The sequence below is a fragment of the Burkholderia sp. PR2 genome (assembly GCF_052372875.1).
In the GTDB taxonomy this organism is placed as follows: Bacteria; Pseudomonadota; Gammaproteobacteria; order Burkholderiales; family Burkholderiaceae; genus Burkholderia; species Burkholderia diffusa.
This window is the reverse complement of record NZ_JBQRWH010000001.1, coordinates 1,324,209-1,343,578: the sequence shown is the minus strand read 5'-3', so window position 1 is coordinate 1,343,578 and position 19,370 is coordinate 1,324,209. Positions and strand designations below refer to the sequence as shown.

At 69.3% G+C, this 19,370-nt stretch carries 19 protein-coding genes; 13 read left to right on the top strand and 6 right to left on the bottom strand.

Annotated elements, in window-relative coordinates; translation table 11 throughout:
- The first annotated feature begins 32 nt into the window (after positions 1-32).
- Positions 33-851: an SH3 domain-containing protein gene (locus ACT2FV_RS05830; RefSeq protein WP_444503429.1), complete on the top strand. Its 819-nt coding sequence runs from the start codon at positions 33-35 to the stop codon at positions 849-851.
- A 116-nt stretch (positions 852-967) separates the two neighbouring features.
- Here the strand turns inward: ACT2FV_RS05830 and ilvD are convergent, their stop codons facing one another.
- The 5 genes from ilvD to ACT2FV_RS05805 form a co-directional block, all read right to left on the bottom strand.
- On the bottom strand, positions 968-2,827 hold the full coding sequence (gene ilvD, locus ACT2FV_RS05825) for a dihydroxy-acid dehydratase (protein ID WP_174906604.1): 1,860 nt from the start codon (positions 2,825-2,827) through the stop codon (positions 968-970).
- Between the two features lie 266 nt (positions 2,828-3,093).
- Positions 3,094-4,116: an Ldh family oxidoreductase gene (locus tag ACT2FV_RS05820; RefSeq protein WP_444503428.1), complete on the bottom strand. Its 1,023-nt coding sequence runs from the start codon at positions 4,114-4,116 to the stop codon at positions 3,094-3,096.
- A complete protein-coding gene (locus ACT2FV_RS05815; protein ID WP_444503427.1) occupies positions 4,109-5,701 on the bottom strand; it encodes an aldehyde dehydrogenase (NADP(+)) in 1,593 nt (530 codons plus the stop codon). The genes ACT2FV_RS05820 and ACT2FV_RS05815 overlap by 8 nt, the downstream gene beginning before the upstream one ends.
- Before the next feature lie 71 nt (positions 5,702-5,772).
- Positions 5,773-7,398 carry an APC family permease gene (locus tag ACT2FV_RS05810; RefSeq protein ID WP_444503426.1) on the bottom strand — a complete coding sequence of 542 codons (1,626 nt, stop codon included), beginning with the start codon at positions 7,396-7,398 and terminating at the stop codon, positions 5,773-5,775.
- A gap of 237 nt (positions 7,399-7,635) precedes the next feature.
- On the bottom strand, positions 7,636-7,758 hold the full coding sequence (locus ACT2FV_RS05805; RefSeq protein WP_257792068.1) for a hypothetical protein: 123 nt from the start codon (positions 7,756-7,758) through the stop codon (positions 7,636-7,638).
- Positions 7,759-8,006: 248 nt separating this feature from the next.
- Between ACT2FV_RS05805 and ACT2FV_RS05800 the strand changes: the two genes are divergently transcribed.
- Genes ACT2FV_RS05800 through ACT2FV_RS05785 form a run of 4 tightly spaced genes read left to right on the top strand, consistent with a single transcriptional unit; the run spans position 8,007 to position 11,561 of the window.
- Positions 8,007-8,939: a 4-hydroxyproline epimerase gene (locus tag ACT2FV_RS05800; protein ID WP_059607857.1), complete on the top strand. Its 933-nt coding sequence runs from the start codon at positions 8,007-8,009 to the stop codon at positions 8,937-8,939.
- The gene (locus ACT2FV_RS05795) at positions 8,936-10,066 is read left to right on the top strand and encodes an NAD(P)/FAD-dependent oxidoreductase (RefSeq protein WP_151051760.1); all 1,131 of its coding nucleotides are present in this window, start codon (positions 8,936-8,938) and stop codon (positions 10,064-10,066) included. The genes ACT2FV_RS05800 and ACT2FV_RS05795 overlap by 4 nt, the downstream gene beginning before the upstream one ends.
- Positions 10,063-10,296 carry a 2Fe-2S iron-sulfur cluster-binding protein gene (locus tag ACT2FV_RS05790; protein ID WP_011658575.1) on the top strand — a complete coding sequence of 78 codons (234 nt, stop codon included), beginning with the start codon at positions 10,063-10,065 and terminating at the stop codon, positions 10,294-10,296. The genes ACT2FV_RS05795 and ACT2FV_RS05790 overlap by 4 nt, the downstream gene beginning before the upstream one ends.
- A complete protein-coding gene (locus ACT2FV_RS05785) occupies positions 10,293-11,561 on the top strand; it encodes an FAD-dependent oxidoreductase (RefSeq protein ID WP_444503425.1) in 1,269 nt (422 codons plus the stop codon). The genes ACT2FV_RS05790 and ACT2FV_RS05785 overlap by 4 nt, the downstream gene beginning before the upstream one ends.
- A 46-nt stretch (positions 11,562-11,607) precedes the next feature.
- Here ACT2FV_RS05785 and ACT2FV_RS05780 read toward each other — a convergent pair whose 3' ends face one another.
- Positions 11,608-12,552 carry a LysR substrate-binding domain-containing protein gene (locus tag ACT2FV_RS05780; protein ID WP_151051351.1) on the bottom strand — a complete coding sequence of 315 codons (945 nt, stop codon included), beginning with the start codon at positions 12,550-12,552 and terminating at the stop codon, positions 11,608-11,610.
- A gap of 164 nt (positions 12,553-12,716) precedes the next feature.
- On the opposite strand from ACT2FV_RS05780, the gene gtdA reads away from it, so the two are divergent.
- The 8 genes from gtdA (at position 12,717) to ACT2FV_RS05740 (ending at position 19,233) form a co-directional block, all read left to right on the top strand.
- Complete coding sequence (gene gtdA / locus ACT2FV_RS05775; RefSeq protein WP_444503424.1) at positions 12,717-13,763, top strand: gentisate 1,2-dioxygenase; 1,047 nt, start codon at positions 12,717-12,719, stop codon at positions 13,761-13,763.
- 108 nt (positions 13,764-13,871) lie between these two features.
- Entirely contained in the window at positions 13,872-14,570 is a 699-nt protein-coding gene (locus ACT2FV_RS05770; RefSeq protein WP_124900630.1) for a fumarylacetoacetate hydrolase family protein, read from the top strand.
- 34 nt (positions 14,571-14,604) lie between these two features.
- Positions 14,605-15,246, top strand: coding sequence for a maleylacetoacetate isomerase (gene maiA, locus ACT2FV_RS05765; RefSeq protein WP_444503423.1), 642 nt, complete (start codon positions 14,605-14,607; stop codon positions 15,244-15,246).
- 19 nt (positions 15,247-15,265) lie between these two features.
- The gene (locus ACT2FV_RS05760; protein ID WP_174906611.1) at positions 15,266-16,474 is read left to right on the top strand and encodes a 3-hydroxybenzoate 6-monooxygenase; all 1,209 of its coding nucleotides are present in this window, start codon (positions 15,266-15,268) and stop codon (positions 16,472-16,474) included.
- Between the two features lie 76 nt (positions 16,475-16,550).
- Positions 16,551-17,912: an MFS transporter gene (locus ACT2FV_RS05755; RefSeq protein ID WP_444503422.1), complete on the top strand. Its 1,362-nt coding sequence runs from the start codon at positions 16,551-16,553 to the stop codon at positions 17,910-17,912.
- A gap of 122 nt (positions 17,913-18,034) precedes the next feature.
- Positions 18,035-18,385: an ArsR/SmtB family transcription factor gene (locus ACT2FV_RS05750; protein WP_444503421.1), complete on the top strand. Its 351-nt coding sequence runs from the start codon at positions 18,035-18,037 to the stop codon at positions 18,383-18,385.
- Positions 18,375-18,809 carry a YeeE/YedE family protein gene (locus ACT2FV_RS05745; RefSeq protein WP_226115000.1) on the top strand — a complete coding sequence of 145 codons (435 nt, stop codon included), beginning with the start codon at positions 18,375-18,377 and terminating at the stop codon, positions 18,807-18,809. Before ACT2FV_RS05750 ends, ACT2FV_RS05745 begins: the two co-directional genes overlap by 11 nt.
- Before the next feature lies 1 nt (position 18,810).
- Positions 18,811-19,233, top strand: coding sequence for a DUF6691 family protein (locus ACT2FV_RS05740; RefSeq protein WP_124628712.1), 423 nt, complete (start codon positions 18,811-18,813; stop codon positions 19,231-19,233).
- The last annotated feature ends 137 nt before the right edge of the window (positions 19,234-19,370 follow it).

Sequence of the window (19,370 nt, the reverse complement as noted above, 5' to 3'; positions counted from 1 at the left end):
TGACGCGCGGTGGCACCGCGCGGGAGAGCATCATGAGCAACACGATCATCCGCAGTCTCTGCGTCGTCCTGTTCGGCATCGCCGCGGTGCCGGGCGTCGCCGACGCGCAAAGCAGCGCCTACACGAACTCGCCGGCCGAAATCTATGCGGGGCCGGCACCCGATTATCCGGTCGTCGCACAGATTCCGCCCGGCACCGCGCTGGACGTGTTCGGTTGCCTGAGCGACTACTCGTGGTGCGACGTCGCGCTGCCGGGCGTGCGCGGCTGGATCGACGCTGACCAGCTCGACTATCCGTACCAGGGCAATTACGTGCCGTTGCTCGAATACGGCGCGATCATCGGCGTGCCGGTGACCGGGTTTGCGATCGGCGCGTACTGGGATCGCTATTACCGCCATCGGCCGTGGTTTCACGATCGCGACCGCTGGGAGCGTCGTGCCGAGCCGCGCATCGGCCCCGGCGGGATGCCGCCCGCCTACGGGCACCCGCAGCCGGGCGGGCCGATCCAGCGCGCGCCCGGCGGTGCGCCACCGGAGCGGCATGATGCGCGGCCGTCGGCCACGCGTGGCGGCTGGAACGGCCCGAACCGCGCGCCGGCGCCGCAGGCCGCGCCCGCGCCTGCGCCGATGCCCGGCGCTCGTCAGCCCGCGCCGCCGCCGGCGCAGCCGCCCGCCCCCAGCGGGGGCGCGGCGCGGATGATGGCGCCGCCGACGTACCAGCAGGGCGGCGGTGGTGGTTACGGCGCACGGCCGCAAGGCGGTGGAAACAGCGGTGGGAATCACGGCGGCGGCGGTAACCGCGGCGGCGGCGGTGGAGCCGGATGGGGCGGCACCGACGAGTTTCGTCATTGATCGATTGGCGGCACGGGTGCCGCTGCTTCGGGCCGGCGCCGGACGAAAAAAAGCCGCTCCGGAGAGCGGCTTCTGGTTCACGCAGGCGGGCCGTTCGCGCGGCCCGTCGCCCGGTGTCAGTCGTCGAGCAGCGACAGGTCGCGCACGGCGCCCTTGTCGGCCGACATCACCAGCTTCGCATAAGCCTTCAGCGCAGCGGACACCTTGCGCGGGCGCGGTTGCGCCGGCTTCCAGCCCTTCGCGTTCTGCTCTTCGCGGCGACGCGCGAGTTCCTCATCCGACACCAGCACGTCGATCGTGCGGTTCGGGATGTCGATGCGGATCCTGTCGCCGTCGCGTACGAGGCCGATCGCGCCGCCCGCTGCCGCTTCCGGCGAGCAGTGACCGATCGACAGGCCGGACGTGCCGCCCGAGAACCGGCCGTCCGTCAGCAGCGCGCATGCCTTGCCGAGGCCCTTCGACTTGATGTAGCTCGTCGGGTACAGCATTTCCTGCATGCCGGGGCCGCCCTTCGGGCCTTCGTAGCGCACGATCACCACGTCGCCGGCCTTGACCTTGTCGTTCAGGATGTTCTCGACCGCTTCGTCCTGCGATTCGGTCACGTGAGCCGAGCCCTCGAACACGAGGATGCTTTCGTCGACGCCGGCCGTCTTCACCACGCAGCCGTCGAGCGCGATGTTGCCGGTCAGCACGGCCAGGCCGCCTTCCTTCGAGAACGCATGCTCGTACGAGCGGATGCAGCCTTCGGCGCGGTCGAGGTCGAGGCTCGGCCAGCGCGTGTTCTGGCTGAACGCGACCTGCGTCGGGATCCCGGCCGGGCCGGCCAGGTAGAACGTGCGGACCGCTTCGTCTTCCGTGCGGACGATGTCCCACTGGTCGAGCGCATCCTTCAGCGTCGGCGCGTGCACGGTCGGCACGTCGGTGTGCAGCTTGCCGGCGCGCTCGAGCTCGCCGAGGATCGCCATGATGCCGCCCGCACGGTGCACGTCCTCGATGTGGTACTTGTTCGTGTTCGGCGCGACCTTGCACAGCTGCGGCACGATGCGCGACAGGCGATCGATGTCCTTCATCGTGAAGTCGATGCCTGCTTCCTGCGCGATCGCCAGCAGGTGCAGGATCGTGTTGGTCGAACCCCCCATCGCGATGTCGAGCGTCATCGCGTTCTCGAACGCCTTGAAGCCGACCGAGCGCGGCAGCACGCGCATGTCGTCCTGCTCGTAGTGCTGGCGGGTCAGTTCGACGATGCGGCGGCCGGCGCGCTTGAACAGCTGCTCGCGATCCGCGTGCGTCGCGACGACCGTGCCGTTGCCGGGCAGCGACAGGCCGAGCGCTTCGGTCAGGCAGTTCATCGAGTTCGCGGTGAACATGCCCGAGCACGAGCCGCAGGTCGGGCAGGCCGAGCGCTCGACTTCGGCGACGTCGGCATCCGAATACGACTGGTCGGCCGCGATCACCATCGCGTCGACGAGGTCGAGCTTCTTCAGTTCGACGGTCTTGGTGATCGGGTTCGCGAGGCGCGTCTTGCCGGCTTCCATCGGGCCGCCCGACACGAAGATCACCGGGATGTTGAGGCGCATCGCGGCCATCAGCATCCCCGGCGTGATCTTGTCGCAGTTCGAGATGCACACCATCGCGTCCGCGCAGTGCGCGTTCACCATGTACTCGACCGAGTCGGCGATGATGTCGCGGCTCGGCAGCGAATAGAGCATGCCGTCATGGCCCATCGCGATGCCGTCGTCGACCGCGATCGTGTTGAATTCCTTCGCGACGCCGCCGGCGGCCTCGATCTCGCGCGCGACGAGCTGGCCGAGATCCTTCAGGTGCACGTGCCCGGGCACGAACTGCGTGAACGAGTTGACGACCGCGATGATCGGTTTCGAGAAATCGTCGTCTTTCATGCCGGTGGCGCGCCACAGCGAGCGCGCACCTGCCATGTTGCGGCCGGCGGTGGAGGTTTTGGAACGGTATGTGGGCATGATGATGGCTGAAGAAATATCGCGGAAAAGGGTGGAGGCACGGGAATAGAGGCCTCTCGCGCGCCCGTGCGAACAACCTCTTGAGCTGCGCCCTGGGCAAACCCGACGATTATCCCACAGCCGCCGGGCGTGCGGCGCCCGCAGGCGCGGGCGGGCGGGGCGCCGGGTGGGGCGCCAGGATGCGGGCGCGGGACACGCCGGTCGAACCGGACGACGGCGTCATCGCCCGTCGTGCCGGCGATGACGCCGCGCCTCGCGATCGTGCGTCAGTCGAGCAGCGTCAGGATTTCGTCGTACAAGGCCTTCGGAATCCGCACGCCGTGCGCGATGCTGCGCGCGCGGGCGTCGAAGCGCCGTTGCGACGGCAGCCGCGCGCCTTGCCCGGTGATCGACGCGAACATCCGCTCGCCGCGCGCGAGGCCCGCGTCGAAGTCGTCGCCGAGGAACACCTTCGGGTCGAACGCGATCACGAGCTCGCCGTGGCACGGCGTCGCGCCGACGCCTTCGTCGAAGTCCATCGACTCCTGGCTCGTCATGTCGCCGATCAGCGCGCCGCCGAGCAGCTCGACCATCGCCGCGAGCGCCGAGCCCTTGTGCCCGCCGAACGTGCGCATCGCGCCCTGCAGCGCGGCCTTCGGATCGGTGGTCGGCTGGCCGTCGGGGCCGATCGCCCAGTGCGGCGGGATCGCCTTGCCCTGTTTTGCATGCAGCTCGATGTCGCCGCGCGCGATCGCGCTCGTCGCGAAATCGAATACGAACGGCACGCCGTCCGGGCGCGGCCATGCGAACGCGATCGGGTTCGTGCCGAACACCGGCTCGCGGCCGCCCTCGGGCGCGACCCAGCTGTGGCTCGGGTTCATCGCGATGCCGACCAGCCCCTCGGCGGCGATCGCCTCGACCTCGGGCCACAGCGCCGAGAAGTGGTAGCAGTGGTTGATCGCCATCGCGGCGATCCCGTGCTGCTTGGCCATCTCGACGAGCACCGGCAGGCCGGTTTCGAAGCTCAGCAGCGAGAAGCCGCGATGGGCGTCGACCGCGACGATCGACGACGATAGCCGGCGCAACGTCGGCACGGCTTGCGGGTCGACCTTGCCCTTCTTCAGCGAGCGCACGCACACGAGCAGCCGGTACACGCCGTGCGAGTGGCACTCGTCGCGCTGGCCCTGGGTGATCACACCCGCGATCGCCCGCGCGTGCGCATCGGACATCCCGTGGTGCGTCAGCACCCGCAGCGCGAGTGCATGGACCTCATCGAGCGACAGGACGACTTCGGCGAGCGGCTCAGACATCGCGCGCTTCCCGCGGTGCGGGCACGCCGTCGATGCGTTGCGGCACGTTCAGCGGGTTGCCGTTGCGGATGGCGTCGGGCAGCAGCGCGTCCGGCACGTCCTGGTACGACACGGGGCGCAGGAAACGCTCGATTGCGCGTGCGCCGACCGACGTCGTGCGCGTGTCGGACGTGGCCGGGAACGGGCCGCCGTGCACCATCGCATGACCGACCTCGACGCCCGTGCCGAAGCCGTTGACGAGAATGCGGCCGGCCTTGCGCTCGAGCGTCGGGCGCAGCGCGGCGAACAGCGCGGCGTCGCCGTCGGCGAGATGCGCGGCGATCGTCAACTGGCCTTCGAGCGATTTCAGCACGCGGTGCAGCGTGTCGGCATCGGGGCAGCGCACGATGAGCGACGCGGGGCCGAACACTTCATCGCGCAGTTCGGGGTGGGCGATGAATGCGTCCGCCGAGGTCGCGAACAGCGCCGCGCGCGCCTGGTAGCGGCTGCCTTCCATGCCTTGCGCCAGCAGTTCGACCGCGTCGTGCGTGCTCAGCGCGGCCACGCCTTGCGCATAGCTCGCGTGGATGTGCGGCGTCAGCATCGTCTGCGCGGCGCTCGCCTGCAGGGCGGTGGCCGCCGCGGCTTCGAACGCGCGCAGCGCCGGGCCGTCGACCGCGAGCACGAGGCCCGGGTTGGTGCAGAACTGGCCGGCGCCGAGGGTGAGCGATGCGACGAACTGCGGCGCGATCGCATCGTGGCGCGCGTCGAGCGCGGCCGGGAACAGCAGCACCGGGTTGATCGAGCTCATTTCCGCATAGACCGGAATCGGCTCGTGGCGCGCGGCCGCGATGTTCATCAGCGCGACGCCGCCGCGGCGCGAGCCGGTGAAACCGACGGCCTTGATGCGCGGATCGGCGACGAGCGCCTGGCCGATTTCGCGCGACGCGTCGAACAGCAGCGAGAACACGCCGGCCGGCAGCCCGCATTCGCGCACGGCCTGCTGGATCGCGCGGCCGACAAGCTCGGACGTGCCCGGATGCGCGGAGTGCGCCTTGACGATCACCGGGCAGCCGGCGGCGAGTGCCGACGCGGTATCGCCGCCCGCGACCGAAAACGCGAGCGGGAAGTTCGACGCGCCGAATACGGCAACCGGCCCGATCGCGATATTGCGCAGGCGCAGGTCGACGCGCGGCAGCGGCTTGCGGTCCGGGCGGGCCGGATCGATGCGCGCGTCGACGTAACCGCCGTCGCGCACGAGCGACGCGAACAGCGCGAGCTGGCCGACCGTGCGCCCGCGTTCGCCTTCGATGCGTGCGCGCGGCAGGCCCGTTTCGGTGACGCAGCGCTCGATCAGGTCGTCCCCGAGCGCCATGATGTTGCGGCCGATCGCATCGAGGAACGCGGCGCGCTGCTCGGGGCGCGTCTCGCGATACGTGTCGAAGGCTTCGTCGGCGAGCGCGCAGGCCGTCTCCAGGTCGTGCTGGCTCGCGCCGCCGAACGCGGGTTCGAGCGGTTCGCCGGTCGCGGCGGCGATCGCGTGAAGGGTGCCGTTCTGTCCGGCGATGGCCGACTGGCCGATCAGGAGCTGACCTGTGAGTTGCATGGGTTTTCCTCGGAAAATGCGGGGCCGGGCGTGGTGCACCCGGCCGGAGTGAAATGGGGAACGCGGGTGTGTCAGTCTTCGTCGTCGTCGAGCTGCAGCTTGTCGGAACGGATGCCGGTGTTGGCGCCCCAGTAATAGATGACAAGCGCGACGGCCGCGACGACGACCGTGTCGTACGGATGCGCGAGCTGGCCCGTGCCGCCGAAGGCGCCGAAGTACGACAGCACGATCATGGCCGCATAGAACGCGATCAGCCACGCGGACGAACGCACCTGCTCGGCGAGGCTCAGGTGCGCGGTCGGCACCCAGCGGCGGCACGCGAGATAGATGACGAACATGACGATCTGCAGGCCGAGCAGCCAGGACACCGTGCCCCAGCCCGACCAGTAGACGATCAGCGCGGCGATCACGAACGACGCGGGGCCGGTGATGCCGAACGCCACCGCGCGGAACGGCCGCGGCAGGCCGGGCGCGGTGCGGCGCAGCGCGGCGACCGACACGGGCGCGACCGCATAGCTCAGCACCAGCGCGGCGGACACGATGTTGATCAGCGCTTCCCACGACGGGAACGGCATGGTCCAGAAGATCGCGAGGCCGAACGTGAGCCACAGGCCCGCACGCGGGATGCCCGATGCTTCGTCGACGCGCGTGAACACCTTGAAGAACGTGCCCGTCTTCGCCCAGCCGTAGACGACGCGCGGCGTCGCGTTCATGTAGATGTTGCCGCAGCCGCTCGGCGAGATCATCGCGTCGGCGACCACCATCACCGCGAGCCAGCCCACGCCGAGCGCGAGCGCGATGTCGCGGTACGGCAGCGAGAAGGCCTTGCTCACGTCGTGCCAGCCGGCGGCCAGCATGTCGGTCGGAATGCTGCCGATGAACGCGAGCTGCAGCAGCACGTAGATCAGCGTGGACAGGAGGATCGAGAGGATCAGCGCGATCGGGATCGTGCGCTGCGGATTCCGCACTTCGCTCGCGACCGACACGATCGGCGTGAGGCCGAGATACGCGAAGATGATGCCGCCGGCCGACACGGCCATCTCGATGCCCGGCATGCCGAACGGCGCGAAACCGTGCGCGGTGAGGTTGGCGGGCTTGAAGAACGTGAACAGCACCGCGATCACTGACAGCGGCACGATGAACTTGAAAATGCTGATGATGTTGTTCGCCTTCGCGAACGTCTTCACGCTCGAATAGTTCAGATAAAAGAAGAAGCACAGGAGCGCGGCCTGCACGAGCCAGCCGATCGTCGTCGGGTCGCTCGATCCCGCCTTGGTGAGGCCCGGGAACCACGCTGCAGCATACTGGCGCGCGGCGACCACTTCGATCGCGATCAGGCTCGAGAACGCGATCAGCGTGATGAAGCCCATCAGGTAGCCCAGCAGCGGGCCGTGCGAGAACACCGGGTAGCGAACCACGCCGCCCGCACGCGGCAGCGCGGCGCCGAGCTCGCAGTAGACGATGCCGAGCAGCAGCACCGCGAAGCCGCCGAGCAGCCACGAGAAGATGCCGGCCGGGCCGGCGATCGTCGACACGTGACTCGCGGCGAACAGCCACCCCGAACCGAAGATTGCTCCGAGGCCGATGAACGTCAGGTCGGTCAGCGACAGCTGCTTCTTGAACTTGCCGTGACCGCCGTCGGCGGGCACGGAGCGGGAAAGCGGGACGGACGGGTGTGTGTTGCCTTGACCTGGCATAGGTTTGTCTCCTGGGAAATATCGGGGCAGGCGTGGCTTGCGCCGCGCTCCGACGAGCCGTGGCGCAACACCTGCCGGCCGGCGTGCGACCGGTTCGAACGGCCGCCGGGGCGGGCCGGGGCCTGTTCAAGTGCGGCGCAGGCTGGCGCCGCGGCGAACGGGCCCGTGCCGGCCATGCCGGACACGGAAGTGGCGATGCGACGGGGGGAGGCCGTCGCACCGCCGGGGGGAAATCGGTCAGCGGTTCGCGCGGTTCCGTTCGGCGCGGTGCGCGGCGTCGAAAGCGATGGAAGCGCCCGGTACGAACCGGTTGCTGAGGGCGGGGAAAACTCCGGTCAGCTGGATGGCGTTTCGGCTCACTGCAATCTCCTGCTTCGTATCGGCCGACGACAGGCGCGTCGACGTGCAACCAGTATCGCCGTGCAAACACCCATCACGCTTGAGCCGTATCGCGGAGCAAAATGACGAAATCGGCACAGTGGCCGCAAGGGTCGCGAAACGCGTTCCGGACTATGCCGATTTCGTCGCCGTCCTCATCGAAAAGCCACAAGCGAATGGACGCGTGACGGAGGAAGCTATGCTCCTTTCCCCACTTCGGACGGCTCATGATGAAGCGCATCCAGATCATCGATTCGCACACGGGCGGCGAACCCACGCGGCTCGTCGTGTCCGGCTTCCCCTCGCTCGGCAACGGCACGATGGCCGAGCGCCGCGACGTGCTCGCCCGCGAGCACGATCGCTATCGCACCGCATGCATTCTCGAGCCGCGCGGCAGCGATGTGCTGGTCGGCGCGCTGCTGTGCGAACCCGTGTCGCCGGAGGCCGCGGCCGGCGTGATCTTCTTCAACAACAGCGGTTACCTCGGAATGTGCGGGCACGGCACGATCGGCGTCGTGCGCACGCTGCATCACATGGGCCGCATCGAGCCGGGCGTGCACCAGATCGAAACGCCGGTCGGCACCGTCGAGGCGACGCTGCACGATGACCTGTCGGTCAGCGTGCGCAACGTGCTCGCGTACCGCCATGCGAAGGCCGTCGACGTCGATGTGCCCGGTTACGGTCCCGTGAAGGGCGACATTGCGTGGGGCGGCAACTGGTTCTTCCTGATCAGCGATCACGGCCAGCGCGTGGCCGGCGACAACGTGGCGGCGCTGACCGCCTATTCGTCCGCGGTGCGTGCAGGGCTCGAACGCGCGGGCATCACCGGCGCGAACGGCGGCGAGATCGACCATATCGAACTGTTCGCGGACGATCCCGAGCACGACAGCCGCAGCTTCGTGCTGTGCCCGGGCCATGCGTACGACCGTTCCCCGTGCGGCACCGGCACGAGCGCGAAGCTCGCGTGCCTCGCGGCCGACGGCAAGCTCGAACCGGGCGTCGTGTGGCGGCAGGCGAGCGTGATCGGCAGCGTATTCCAGGCGAGCTACGCGCAGGCCGACGGCGGCATCGTGCCGACGATTCGCGGCAGCGCGCACCTGAGCGCGGAAGCGACGCTGCTGATCGAGGAAGACGATCCGTTCGGCTGGGGCATCGTGTCGTGAGCGAGACCCGGACCGACGTCGTCGTGATCGGCGCCGGCATCGTCGGCGCCGCGTGTGCGCATGAGCTCGCGCAGCGCGGGCTGCGCGTGCTTGTCGTCGACGACGCGAGCGGCGGCGCGACCGGCGCCGGCATGGGGCACCTCGTCGCGATGGACGACAACGCGGCGGAGCTCGCGCTGAGTCATTACTCGATCGAATTGTGGCGCGCGCTCGCCGGCGAGATGCCCGAAGGCTGCGCTTACCGCAACTGCGGCACGCTGTGGCTCGCGGCCGATGCCCACGAGATGGACCTCGCGCGCACCAAGCAGGCGACGCTCGCCGCGCACGGCGTGGCGGGCGAGCTGATCGACGCGGCGACGCTCGCGGGGCTGGAGCCGATGCTGCGCGCGGGCCTCGGCGGCGCGCTGAAGATCCCCGGCGACGCGATTCTCTATGCGCCCGTCGCCGCGAGCTGGCTGTTGCAGCGCGCGCCGGGCATCACGTTGCGGCGCGATTGCGCGGTGGCGGTCGACGGCCCGAGCGTGACGCTCGCGAGCGGCGACACGCTGCGAGCGGAGCGCGTCGTCGTCGCGAACGGCGTCGCCGCGCGCACGCTGTTGCCTGAATTGCCGCTGCGCCCGAAGAAGGGGCATCTGCTCATCACCGATCGCTACCCGGGCCAGGTGTCGCACCAGCTCGTCGAGCTCGGCTATGCGGCGAGCGCGCACGCGAGCGACGGCACGTCGGTCGCATTCAACGTCCAGCCGCGGCCCACCGGCCAACTGCTGATCGGCTCGTCGCGCCAGTTCGACACCGAGGACACGCGCGTCGAGCCGCCGGTCCTCGCGCGCATGCTGCGCCGCGCGGCCGGGTACCTGCCGGATCTGGCCGACCTGAACGGCATTCGCGCATGGACGGGCTTCCGTTCGGCGAGCCCTGACGGTCTGCCGCTGCTCGGCGAGCATCCGGCGCGGCCGGGCGTATGGCTCGCGGTCGGGCACGAAGGGCTCGGCGTGACGACCGCGCCGGGCAGTGCGCGGCTCGTCGCCGCGCTGATGACAGGCGAACGGCCGCCCATCGACATCGAACCGTATTTGCCGGGACGTTTCCTGACGACGTCCCCCGTAGCCGGAGCGCTTTCTTCATGATCATTCATCTGGACGGCCGCGCGCTGACGGTGGCCGACGGCGCGACCGTCGCGGCCGCCGTCGCGGCGAGCGGCGACGACACGACGCGCGTGTCGTGCACGGGTGCGGCGCGCGCGCCGTTTTGCGGTATGGGCATCTGCCAGGAGTGCAGGATGACGATCGACGGCCGCCGTCGTCTGGCTTGCCAGACGCTGTGCCGCGACGGGATGCGGGTGGAGCGCACGCGATGAAACAGGAACGACTCAGCGTCGACGTCGCCATCGTCGGCGCGGGCCCGGCCGGATTGTCGGCCGCGCGGGCCGCCGCACGAAGCGGCGCGACGATCGCGATCGTCGACGACAACCCGCGCGCGGGCGGGCAGATCTGGCGCCAGGCGGCGGCCGCGACGCCGGTGCCGGCCTCGGCGGAACGCGTTGCCGTGCTGCGTCAGCCGAACATCACGCATCTGGCGGGCACGCGCATCGTCGCCGAGACGCAGCCGGGCACGCTGCTGCTGGAGGACGACGAGTGCGGGTTCCTGCTCGAATTCCGCACCCTGATCGTGTGCTGCGGCGCGCGCGAACTGCTGCTGCCGTTCCCCGGCTGGACGCTGCCGGGCGTGACCGGCGCGGGCGGCCTGCAGGCGCTGATCAAGTACGGTCTCGACGTGCGCGGGCAGCGCACCGTGATCGCCGGCAGCGGCCCGCTGCTGCTCGCGAGCGCGGCGACGGCCCGTCAGGCCGGCGCGCAGGTGTCGCACGTGCTCGAACAGGCTGCGTGGAGCGATGTTGCCGGTTTCGGCGCGGGGTTGTGGCGCTGGCCGTCGAAACTCGCGCAGGCCGCGAAGCTCGTCACGGCCGCCTATCGGCCCGGCGCACACGTCGTCGAAGCGTTCGGCGACAAGCGGCTCGAACGCGTGCGGATCCGGCAGGGCGAGCGTGAATTCGAAGTCGACTGCGACCGGCTCGCGTGCGGTTTTGGCCTCGTGCCGAACACCGTGCTGCCGAGCCACCTCGGCTGCCGGATCGAGAACGGCGCGGTCGTGGTCGACGCGCACCAGCGCACGAGCCGCGACGGCTGTTTCGCCGCAGGCGAGTGCACGGGTGTCGGCGGCAGCGAACTGGCGATGGTCGAAGGCGAGATCGCCGGCTGCGCGGCCACCGGGCAGACGGCACCGCTGGCCGCGCTGTTTGCGCAGCGCGCGCGCTGGCAGGCATTCGCGGACGCGGTGCGCGAACGCTTCGCGATCCGCGAGCCGATCCGCCGGCTCGCGCAACCCGATACGCTGCTGTGCCGATGCGAGGACGTGCGTTTCGACGCGGTCGCGCCGGCGCCGGGCTGGACGGCCGCGAAGCTGCAGACGCGCTGCGGAATGGGCGCATGCCAGGGCCGCGTGTGCGGTGCGGCCGCGCAGGCGTTGTTCGGCTGGACGCCACCGGTCCCGCGCACGCCGCTCGTGCCCGCGCGGGTCGGCACGCTGATGCTGGACGACACGGTGTCCTGCGACGGCCCCTGACGCGCCAAGGTGAAGTGGCCCGGTTCATGCCGGGTCGCCGCGCCGCTCATTCCACCTTCACTTTCTCCCATCCGCCCACCTGCGGCGCCGCACAGGCACGCAGGCACTCGATCGCGGCGGCCACGGCCGCGCGATTCGCGCTGTCCGGATGCCAGTACATCGACACCGCGCCTTGTCCCTCGAGCCGCATCGGCAGGATGCGGATCGCGTTCAGTTGCTCGAAGCGCCGCGCGGCACGATGCGACGCGACGCCCAGCAGGTCGGTGTTGTTCAGCAGCGTGAGGTTCAGGATCGACGAATTCGATTCGACGCAATGCGGCGGCTGCACGCGGCCGGCGGCCGTCAGCGCGACCTGCAGCGCGTTGTGCACCGGTGTGCCGGACGGCCAGACGATCCACGAGTGGGCCAGCACCTCGTCCCAGCCGACAGCGGCCGCGCCGACGAGCGGATGATCGGGCCGCGCGACGAACACCACCGGATCGACGTACAGCGCTTCGGCGTGCAGATGCGGATCGACGGACGCGGAGCCCGAGCGGCCGACGACGATGTCGAGTTCGCCGCGCGCGAGTTGCGGCATCAGCTGGTTCATCGTGCTCTCCGCGAGCCGCACCTGCGCGCGCGGCATCCGCTTCAGCAACTGCGATACCGCGAGCGGCACGGTATCGGCCGCCGCGACACCTGACGTGCCGATCGTGACCAGGCCGCTGCCGCCTTCACGCAACGCGGCCATGTCGTCACGCGCGACGTCGAGCTGCGCCTCCACGCGGCGCGCGTGCTCGATCAGCGCATTGCCGTAGGCCGTCGGCCGCAGGCCGCGCGCGTGCCGTTCGAACAGCGGCAGCCCGACGTCTTCTTCCAGTTCCTTCAGCCATTTCGACAGCGCGGGCTGGGTGGTCGCGAGCGCCGCCGCCGACTGGCTCAGGTTGCCCGTGCTGGCCAGGCTCAGCAGCACCTGGAGGTGCCGCAATCGCAGCCGGTAGGTCCAGTCCATCGCGTGCTCCGTGTCGGAAGGTATATCAAAAATAATATGGACTAGATGATTTCGCCATTTTACCGGGTATGTCTGCGTCGAATATAAATGCGCTGACGGACCGAAGCACGCGGTCCCCGACCCGACACAGCGCCGACCGCGATCGGCCGCACCAAGGAGACATCATGACCAGCCGACACCCGGATACGTCGCGCGCCGACTATTACGCACGGATCGCCGAACAGCGCCTCGCGCCGTTGTGGGAGTCGCTGCACAACCTCGTGCCGAAAGCGCCGCAGCCGGCCGCGCAGGCCGCGATCTGGAAGTACGCGCAGGTGCGCGACCTGGTGATGCAGGCCGGCGGCGTGATCAGCGCGGAAGAAGCCGTGCGCCGCGTGCTGGTGCTGGAGAACCCGGGGCTGCCCGGCAAGTCGAGCATGACGCCGAGCCTGTACGCGGGCCTGCAACTGATCCTGCCGGGCGAGATCGCGCCGAGCCACCGGCATACGCAGTCGGCGCTGCGCTTCATCATCGAGGGCAAGGGCGCGTGGACCGCGGTGAACGGAGAGCGCACGACGATGCATCCGGGCGACTTCATCATCACGCCGTCGTGGGCTTGGCACGACCACGGCAACCCGTCGGCGGAAGACGGCGGCGAGCCGGTCGTGTGGCTCGACGGGCTCGACATCCCGCTGGTCGGGCACCTCGACGCAGGCTTCGCGGAGAACTACCCGGAAGCCGAGCAGCCCGTCAGCCGCGCGGAAGGCGACAGCTTCGCGCGCTTCGGCCACAACATGGTGCCGGTGCGCCATCGCGCGAGCGAGCCGACGTCGCCGGTGTTCAGCTATCCGTATGCACGCACCCGCGAGGCCCTTGACGCGCTGTACCGCAACGGCGAGCTCGACGCGTGGGACGGCGTGAAGCTGCGCTACGTCAATCCCGCGACGGGCGGCTGGCCGATGCCGACGATCGCGACCTTCATGCAGTTCCTGCCGGCCGGCTTCGACGGCCGCACGTATCGCAGCACCGACGCGACGATCTACTGCGTCGTCGAAGGTAGCGGCACCGCGTACATCGGCGGCGACGCGTTCGCATTCGAGCCGCACGACATCTTCGTCGCGCCGTCATGGGCGCGGTTGCGGCTGGCGGCCTCGTCCGACAGCGTGCTGTTCAGCTATTCAGACCGGCCGGTGCTGTCCGCGCTGAACCTGCTGCGCGAAGCGCGCGACTGACGCCGCCGATTGGCACGAGTGGCCCGATTCTCCCGATATCCCCGATTCGTCCGATGCGCCGCGAAGGCGGCGCGCGGTCCTTCCTTCATGCCTACGCTGGAGCCGTTCATGACTTATGTTTTCCCGCCCGAAGCGCCGGTGGCGCTTCCCGTCGCCGGCAGCGACGCCCGCTTCGCGGTACGCCGCGTGTACTGCGTCGGCCGCAACTACGCGGCCCATGCGCGCGAAATGGGCTTCGATCCCGATCGCGAACCGCCGTTCTTCTTTTGCAAGCCGGCCGATTCGATCGTGCCGGTCGCCTACGGCGAAACGCTCGATTTGGCATATCCGTCGCAAACGCAGAACTATCACTACGAAGCTGAACTCGTCGCGGTGATCGGCAAGGGCGGTTCCGACATTCCGCTCGAGCGCGCGCTCGAGCACGTGTGGGGTTATGCCGTCGGCCTCGACATGACGCGCCGCGACCTGCAGATGAAGATGCGCGAGATGGGCCGTCCGTGGGAAATCGGCAAGGCGTTCGACCGTTCCGCGCCGATTGGCCCCGTGCATCCGGCGAGCGAGGTCGGTCATTTCGAGCAGGCCGGCCTGTGGCTGACGGTCAACGGCGCGACGAAGCAGAAGAGCGACGTGTCGCACCTGATCTGGTCGGTCGCGGAAACGGTGGCCGACCTGTCGAAGTTCTTCCGCCTCGAACCGGGCGACGTGATCTTCACCGGCACGCCGGAAGGCGTCGGCCCGGTGGTCAAGGGCGACGTGATGAAGGTCGGCGTCGAGCGTCTCGGCGAATTGGCCGTGCGCGTGGTCTGAAGCGCGTGCTTCGATTTCCTCGAAAGGTCACATCGTGCAACTGCATAGCTTCTTCAACAGTTCGACATCCTATCGGGTACGCATCGCGCTCGCGCTGAAAGGACTGCCGTACGACACGCTGCCCGTGAACATCCGCACGGACGAGCACCGCGAGGCTGGCTACGTCGCGCAGGTGAATCCGTCGGCGTCGGTGCCGGCGCTGGTCGATGGCGATTTTCGTCTCGGCCAGTCGCTCGCGATCATCGACTACCTCGACCAGATTCATCCGGCGCCGCGGCTGATTCCGCTGGAACCGCGGCGGCGCGCACGCGTGCTGGAATTCGCGACGCTGATCGCGTGCGACATCCATCCGGTCAACAACCTGCGCGTGCTGCGCTACCTCGACAGCGAACTGCAGGTCACGCCGCAGCAGAAGCGTGCGTGGTACCGGCACTGGATCGCGGAAGGCATGGCCGGCGCCGAGCGCCTGCTCGCACGCGCGGGCACGAGCCCGTGGTGTTTCGGCGCGGCGCCGACGCTCGCCGACATCTGCCTCGTGCCGCAGGTCGCGAACGCGCTGCGGATGGATTGCGACCTGAGCGCATATCCGCGCAGCCTCGCGGTTCATGAACACGCGCGACGCGAGCCGGCGTTCGAAGCGGCGCAGCCACAGCGGCAACCGGACTACGTCGCGTAACACGAAGGAGGAGACAGACATGGGCGAGACAAACATGACAGGCCGACGCGTACTCGTGATCGGCGGCGGCATCGGCGGGCTCGCGACGGCGCTGGCGCTCGCGCGCCAGGGCATTCGCGTGAAGCTGCTCGAACAGGCCGCGCAAATCGGCGAGATCGGCGCGGGCATCCAGCTCGCCGCGAACGCGTTCAATGCGCTCGACGCGCTGGGCGTCGGCGAAGCCGCGCGCGGACGCGCGGTGTTCACCGACCGGCTGCAACTGATGGATGCGGTCGATGCGCGGGAAGTCGCGTGCATCGATACGGGCGCCGCGTATCGCGCGCGCTTCGGCAACCCGTATGCGGTGATCCATCGCGCGGACATCCACCTGTCGATCTACGAGGCGGTCAAGGATCATCCGCTGATCGAATTCCGGACCAGCACGCAGGTGTGCGGGTTCGAGCAGGACGGCAACGGCGTGACCGTGATCGACCAGCATGGCGAGCGTTATCGCGCCGACGCGGTGATCGGCTGCGACGGCGTGAAGTCCGCGATCCGGCAGGCGCTGATCGGCGACGCGCATCGCGTGACGGGGCACGTCGTGTACCGCGCGGTCGTCGACGTCGACAACATGCCGAAGGATCTGCAGATCAATGCGCCGGTCGTGTGGGCTGGCCCGCATTGCCATCTCGTCCACTATCCGCTGCGGGGCGGACGGCAATACAACCTCGTCGTCACGTTCCACAGCCGCGAGCAGGAAACCTGGGGCGTGCGCGACGGCAGCAAGGAGGAAGTGCTGTCGTACTTCGACGGCATCCATCCGCTGCCGAAGCAGATGCTCGACCGGCCGACGTCGTGGAAGCGCTGGGCGACCGCCGATCGCGACCCGGTCGAACGCTGGAGCGCGGGCCGCGCGACGGTGCTCGGCGACGCCGCCCATCCGATGACGCAATACATCGCGCAGGGCGCGTGCCAGGCGCTCGAGGATGCGGTGACGCTCGGCGCGGCCGTCGCGCGGACCGATGGCGACTTCGAGGCCGCGTTTGCGCTGTACGAACACGTGCGGATTCCGCGCACCGCGCGCGTGCTGTATTCGGCGCGCGAGATGGGACGGATCTATCACGCGAAGGGCGTCGAGCGGCAGGTGCGCAACGCGCTGTGGGTCGGACGCACGCAGGCGCAGTTCTACGACGCGCTCGACTGGCTGCACGGCTGGCGCGCGCAAGATTGCCTGAAGACCGTCGCCTGACGCGCTTCAGCCCGGATCCGGCGGCGCGCATTCCAACGACATCGCGCGCGACCGCCTTCATGGAGGAGACATCATCATGGCCGATACGCTGTCCATCGACGTCAGCGAATGGATCGACCGGCATCGCGTTGCGCCGTTTCAGGTCGCGATCGTCGTGCTGTGCTTCCTGATCGTCGCGATCGACGGTTTCGACACGGCATCGATCGGGTTCATCGCTCCGGTCATTCGCGCGGAATGGGGGCTGTCGCCCGCGCAGCTCGCGCCCGTATTCGGCGCGGGGCTCGCCGGGCTGATGGCCGGCGCGCTCGTGTTCGGGCCGTTCGGTGACCGGTTCGGCCGCAAGCGCCTGCTGCTCGCCTGTGTGGCGTGCTTTGGCGTCGCGAGTGCGGCGTCGGCGAGTGCGGGCGGCTTGAACGAACTGATCGCGTGGCGCTTCGTGACGGGCCTCGGGCTCGGCGGCGCGATGCCGAACGCGATCACGCTGACGTCCGAGTATTGCCCCGCGCGGCGGCGCTCGCTGCTCGTCACGACGATGTTCTGCGGCTTCACGATCGGCTCGGCGCTCGGCGGACTCGCGGCCGCGTCGCTGATCGAACGAGACGGCTGGCGCGCGGTGCTCGTCGTCGGCGGTGCCGCGCCGCTGCTGCTCCTGCCGGTGCTCGCGTGGCGACTGCCGGAATCGGTGCGCTACCTCGTCAACACCGGCGCGTCGCGCGAGCGAATCGCGGCGATGCTCGCGCGCATCGCACCGGCCCCGCAACTCGTGCACGCGTCGTTCATCGTGCCGCGCGGCAAGCCGGCCGGGTCGCCGCTCGGCCGTCTGTTCGCCACCGACCTGCTGCGCGGCACGCTGCTGCTGTGGCTGACGTTCTTCATGAGCCTGCTCGTCATCTACCTGCTGTCGAGCTGGCTGCCCACGTTGTTGCGCACGACCGGCGCGACGCTGCAGACGGCCGCGCGCGTGACCGCGATGTTCCAGGTCGGCGGCACGCTCGGCGCGATCGTGCTCGGCTGGCTGATGGACCGCTTCGATCCGCATCGCGTGCTCGCGTGCAGCTATGCGGCGGCGGGCGTGTTCGTCGCGGCGATCGGGGTGCTGGCCGCGTCGCCGGCGGGCGCGGCACTGGCCGTGTTCGCGGCCGGCTTCTGCGTGTCGGGCTCGCAGGTCGGCGCGAATGCGCTGTCGGCCGCGTTCTATCCGACCGAATGCCGGACCACGGGCGTGAGCTGGGCGAACGGAATCGGCCGCGGCGGGTCCGTCGTCGGCTCGATGGCGGGCGGCGCGATGCTCGCGATGGGGCTGCCGCTGCCGACCGCGTTCGCATTCGTCGCGGTGCCGTGCCTGATCGCCGGGATCGCAATGCTGGTGCTTGGCGCGGTCCGGGCCGGCGCGAAGCGCGCGGCGGCAGCCGAGGCAATTGCCGGCGAGCAGGCATAGTGGAGGCAGGGGGGCGGCCATTGCCGATGGCGCCGTCCTCTGACGGCACCGAACGAAAGCACGAATCTACATTATATAAATGTATATAATGTAGATTCGTTAATCGTATTCCGTCACCCATCATGAATGCCGACCCTTCCACCGGGCTGCCCCAGCCCGACCAGATGCGCGCCGCCGCCGAATCGGCATGCGCGTTGCTCAAGGTGCTGTCCAATCCCGACCGGTTGCTGCTGCTGTGCGAGCTGTCGCAGGGCGAACGCTGCGTGAGCGATCTCGAGGCGCGGCTGGATATCCGCCAGCCGACGCTGTCGCAGCAGCTCGGCGTGTTGCGGGACAACGCATTGGTCCGCACGCGCCGCGAAGGCAAGAACATCCACTATTCGCTCGACAGCCCGCCCGTGATCGCGGTGATGGGCGTGCTGTACGAACAGTTCTGCGGCACGGCCGCGAAGGGGGCGCGCCATGCAGCTTGATGTCCTTCATTTCACGCCGTGGCTGTCGCTTGCAGGTGGTGTGCTGATCGGGCTTGCGGCGGCATGGCTCGTTGCGTTCAACGGGCGGATCGCCGGGATCAGCGGCATCGTCGGCGGCTTGTTCACGGCCGGTGCAGCTGAGCGCGACTGGCGTGCCGCATTCGTCGCCGGGCTGATCGCCGCGCCGCTGATGATGCGTATCGCCGGTGTCGCCGCGGCGCCGCAGGTCGATGCGGGCTGGGGCGAGTTGCTGGCGGCCGGCCTGCTGGTCGGGATCGGTACGCGCTATGCGGGCGGATGCACGAGCGGTCACGGCGTCTGCGGGCTGTCGCGTGGTGCGGCGCGATCGATCGTCGCGACCGCGGTGTTCATGGTCGCGGGGTTTGCGACCGTATTCGTGCGACGGCACGTGATCGGAGGCTGACATGCAGGCAGGATTCGCGTTTCTGGCGGGGCTGCTGTTCGGCGCCGGGCTCATCGTGTCGGGGATGGCCAATCCGCAGAAAGTGCTCGGCTTTCTCGACCTGGCAGGCCGCTGGGATCCGTCGCTCGCGTTCGTGATGGCCGGCGCGATCGGCGTTGCCGTGTTCGCGTTCGCTTGGGCGAAGCGTCGGACGCGGACGTTGCTCGGCCTGCCGATCCAGTGGCCGACCGTGCGGACGATTACCGTGCGCCTCGTCGCAGGGAGTGCCGTGTTCGGCATCGGCTGGGGGCTTGCCGGGTTCTGCCCGGGGCCGGCAATCGTGTCGATCGGACTCGGGTCGGTCAAGGGCATCGCGTTCGTCGTCGCGATGTTGATCGGGATGGCGTTGTTCGAGTGGATCGAGCGCACGCGGAAGGGGCGGTAGCTGGGTGGGGTTGCTGCGGGCGAAGTTGTCGGCTCGGTCGAGTCGACCCGGCGCGGCGACGGCGCCGGGACAAGTTCACGCTCGTTGCCGGGGGGGCGACACGGCGATCACATGACGATATCGGCGATGGTGCGAGC

Bases quoted from the DNA above. Each gene is read 5' to 3' on its own strand.
- ACT2FV_RS05770 (WP_124900630.1), top strand. From the start codon at position 13,872: ATGACTTATGTTTTCCCGCCCGAAGCGCCGGTGGCGCTTCCCGTCGCC.
- ACT2FV_RS05760 (WP_174906611.1), top strand. From the start codon at position 15,266: ATGGGCGAGACAAACATGACAGGCCGACGCGTACTCGTGATCGGCGGC.
- ACT2FV_RS05790 (WP_011658575.1), top strand. From the start codon at position 10,063: ATGATCATTCATCTGGACGGCCGCGCGCTGACGGTGGCCGACGGCGCG.
- ACT2FV_RS05800 (WP_059607857.1), top strand. From the start codon at position 8,007: ATGAAGCGCATCCAGATCATCGATTCGCACACGGGCGGCGAACCCACG.
- ilvD (WP_174906604.1), bottom strand. From the start codon at position 2,827: ATGCCCACATACCGTTCCAAAACCTCCACCGCCGGCCGCAACATGGCA.
- ACT2FV_RS05785 (WP_444503425.1), top strand. From the start codon at position 10,293: ATGAAACAGGAACGACTCAGCGTCGACGTCGCCATCGTCGGCGCGGGC.
- ACT2FV_RS05745 (WP_226115000.1), top strand. From the start codon at position 18,375: ATGCAGCTTGATGTCCTTCATTTCACGCCGTGGCTGTCGCTTGCAGGT.
- ACT2FV_RS05810 (WP_444503426.1), bottom strand. From the start codon at position 7,398: ATGCCAGGTCAAGGCAACACACACCCGTCCGTCCCGCTTTCCCGCTCC.
- ACT2FV_RS05750 (WP_444503421.1), top strand. From the start codon at position 18,035: ATGAATGCCGACCCTTCCACCGGGCTGCCCCAGCCCGACCAGATGCGC.
- ACT2FV_RS05820 (WP_444503428.1), bottom strand. From the start codon at position 4,116: ATGTCTGAGCCGCTCGCCGAAGTCGTCCTGTCGCTCGATGAGGTCCAT.
- ACT2FV_RS05755 (WP_444503422.1), top strand. From the start codon at position 16,551: ATGGCCGATACGCTGTCCATCGACGTCAGCGAATGGATCGACCGGCAT.
- gtdA (WP_444503424.1), top strand. From the start codon at position 12,717: ATGACCAGCCGACACCCGGATACGTCGCGCGCCGACTATTACGCACGG.
- ACT2FV_RS05740 (WP_124628712.1), top strand. From the start codon at position 18,811: ATGCAGGCAGGATTCGCGTTTCTGGCGGGGCTGCTGTTCGGCGCCGGG.
- ACT2FV_RS05780 (WP_151051351.1), bottom strand. From the start codon at position 12,552: ATGGACTGGACCTACCGGCTGCGATTGCGGCACCTCCAGGTGCTGCTG.
- ACT2FV_RS05815 (WP_444503427.1), bottom strand. From the start codon at position 5,701: ATGCAACTCACAGGTCAGCTCCTGATCGGCCAGTCGGCCATCGCCGGA.
- ACT2FV_RS05830 (WP_444503429.1), top strand. From the start codon at position 33: ATGAGCAACACGATCATCCGCAGTCTCTGCGTCGTCCTGTTCGGCATC.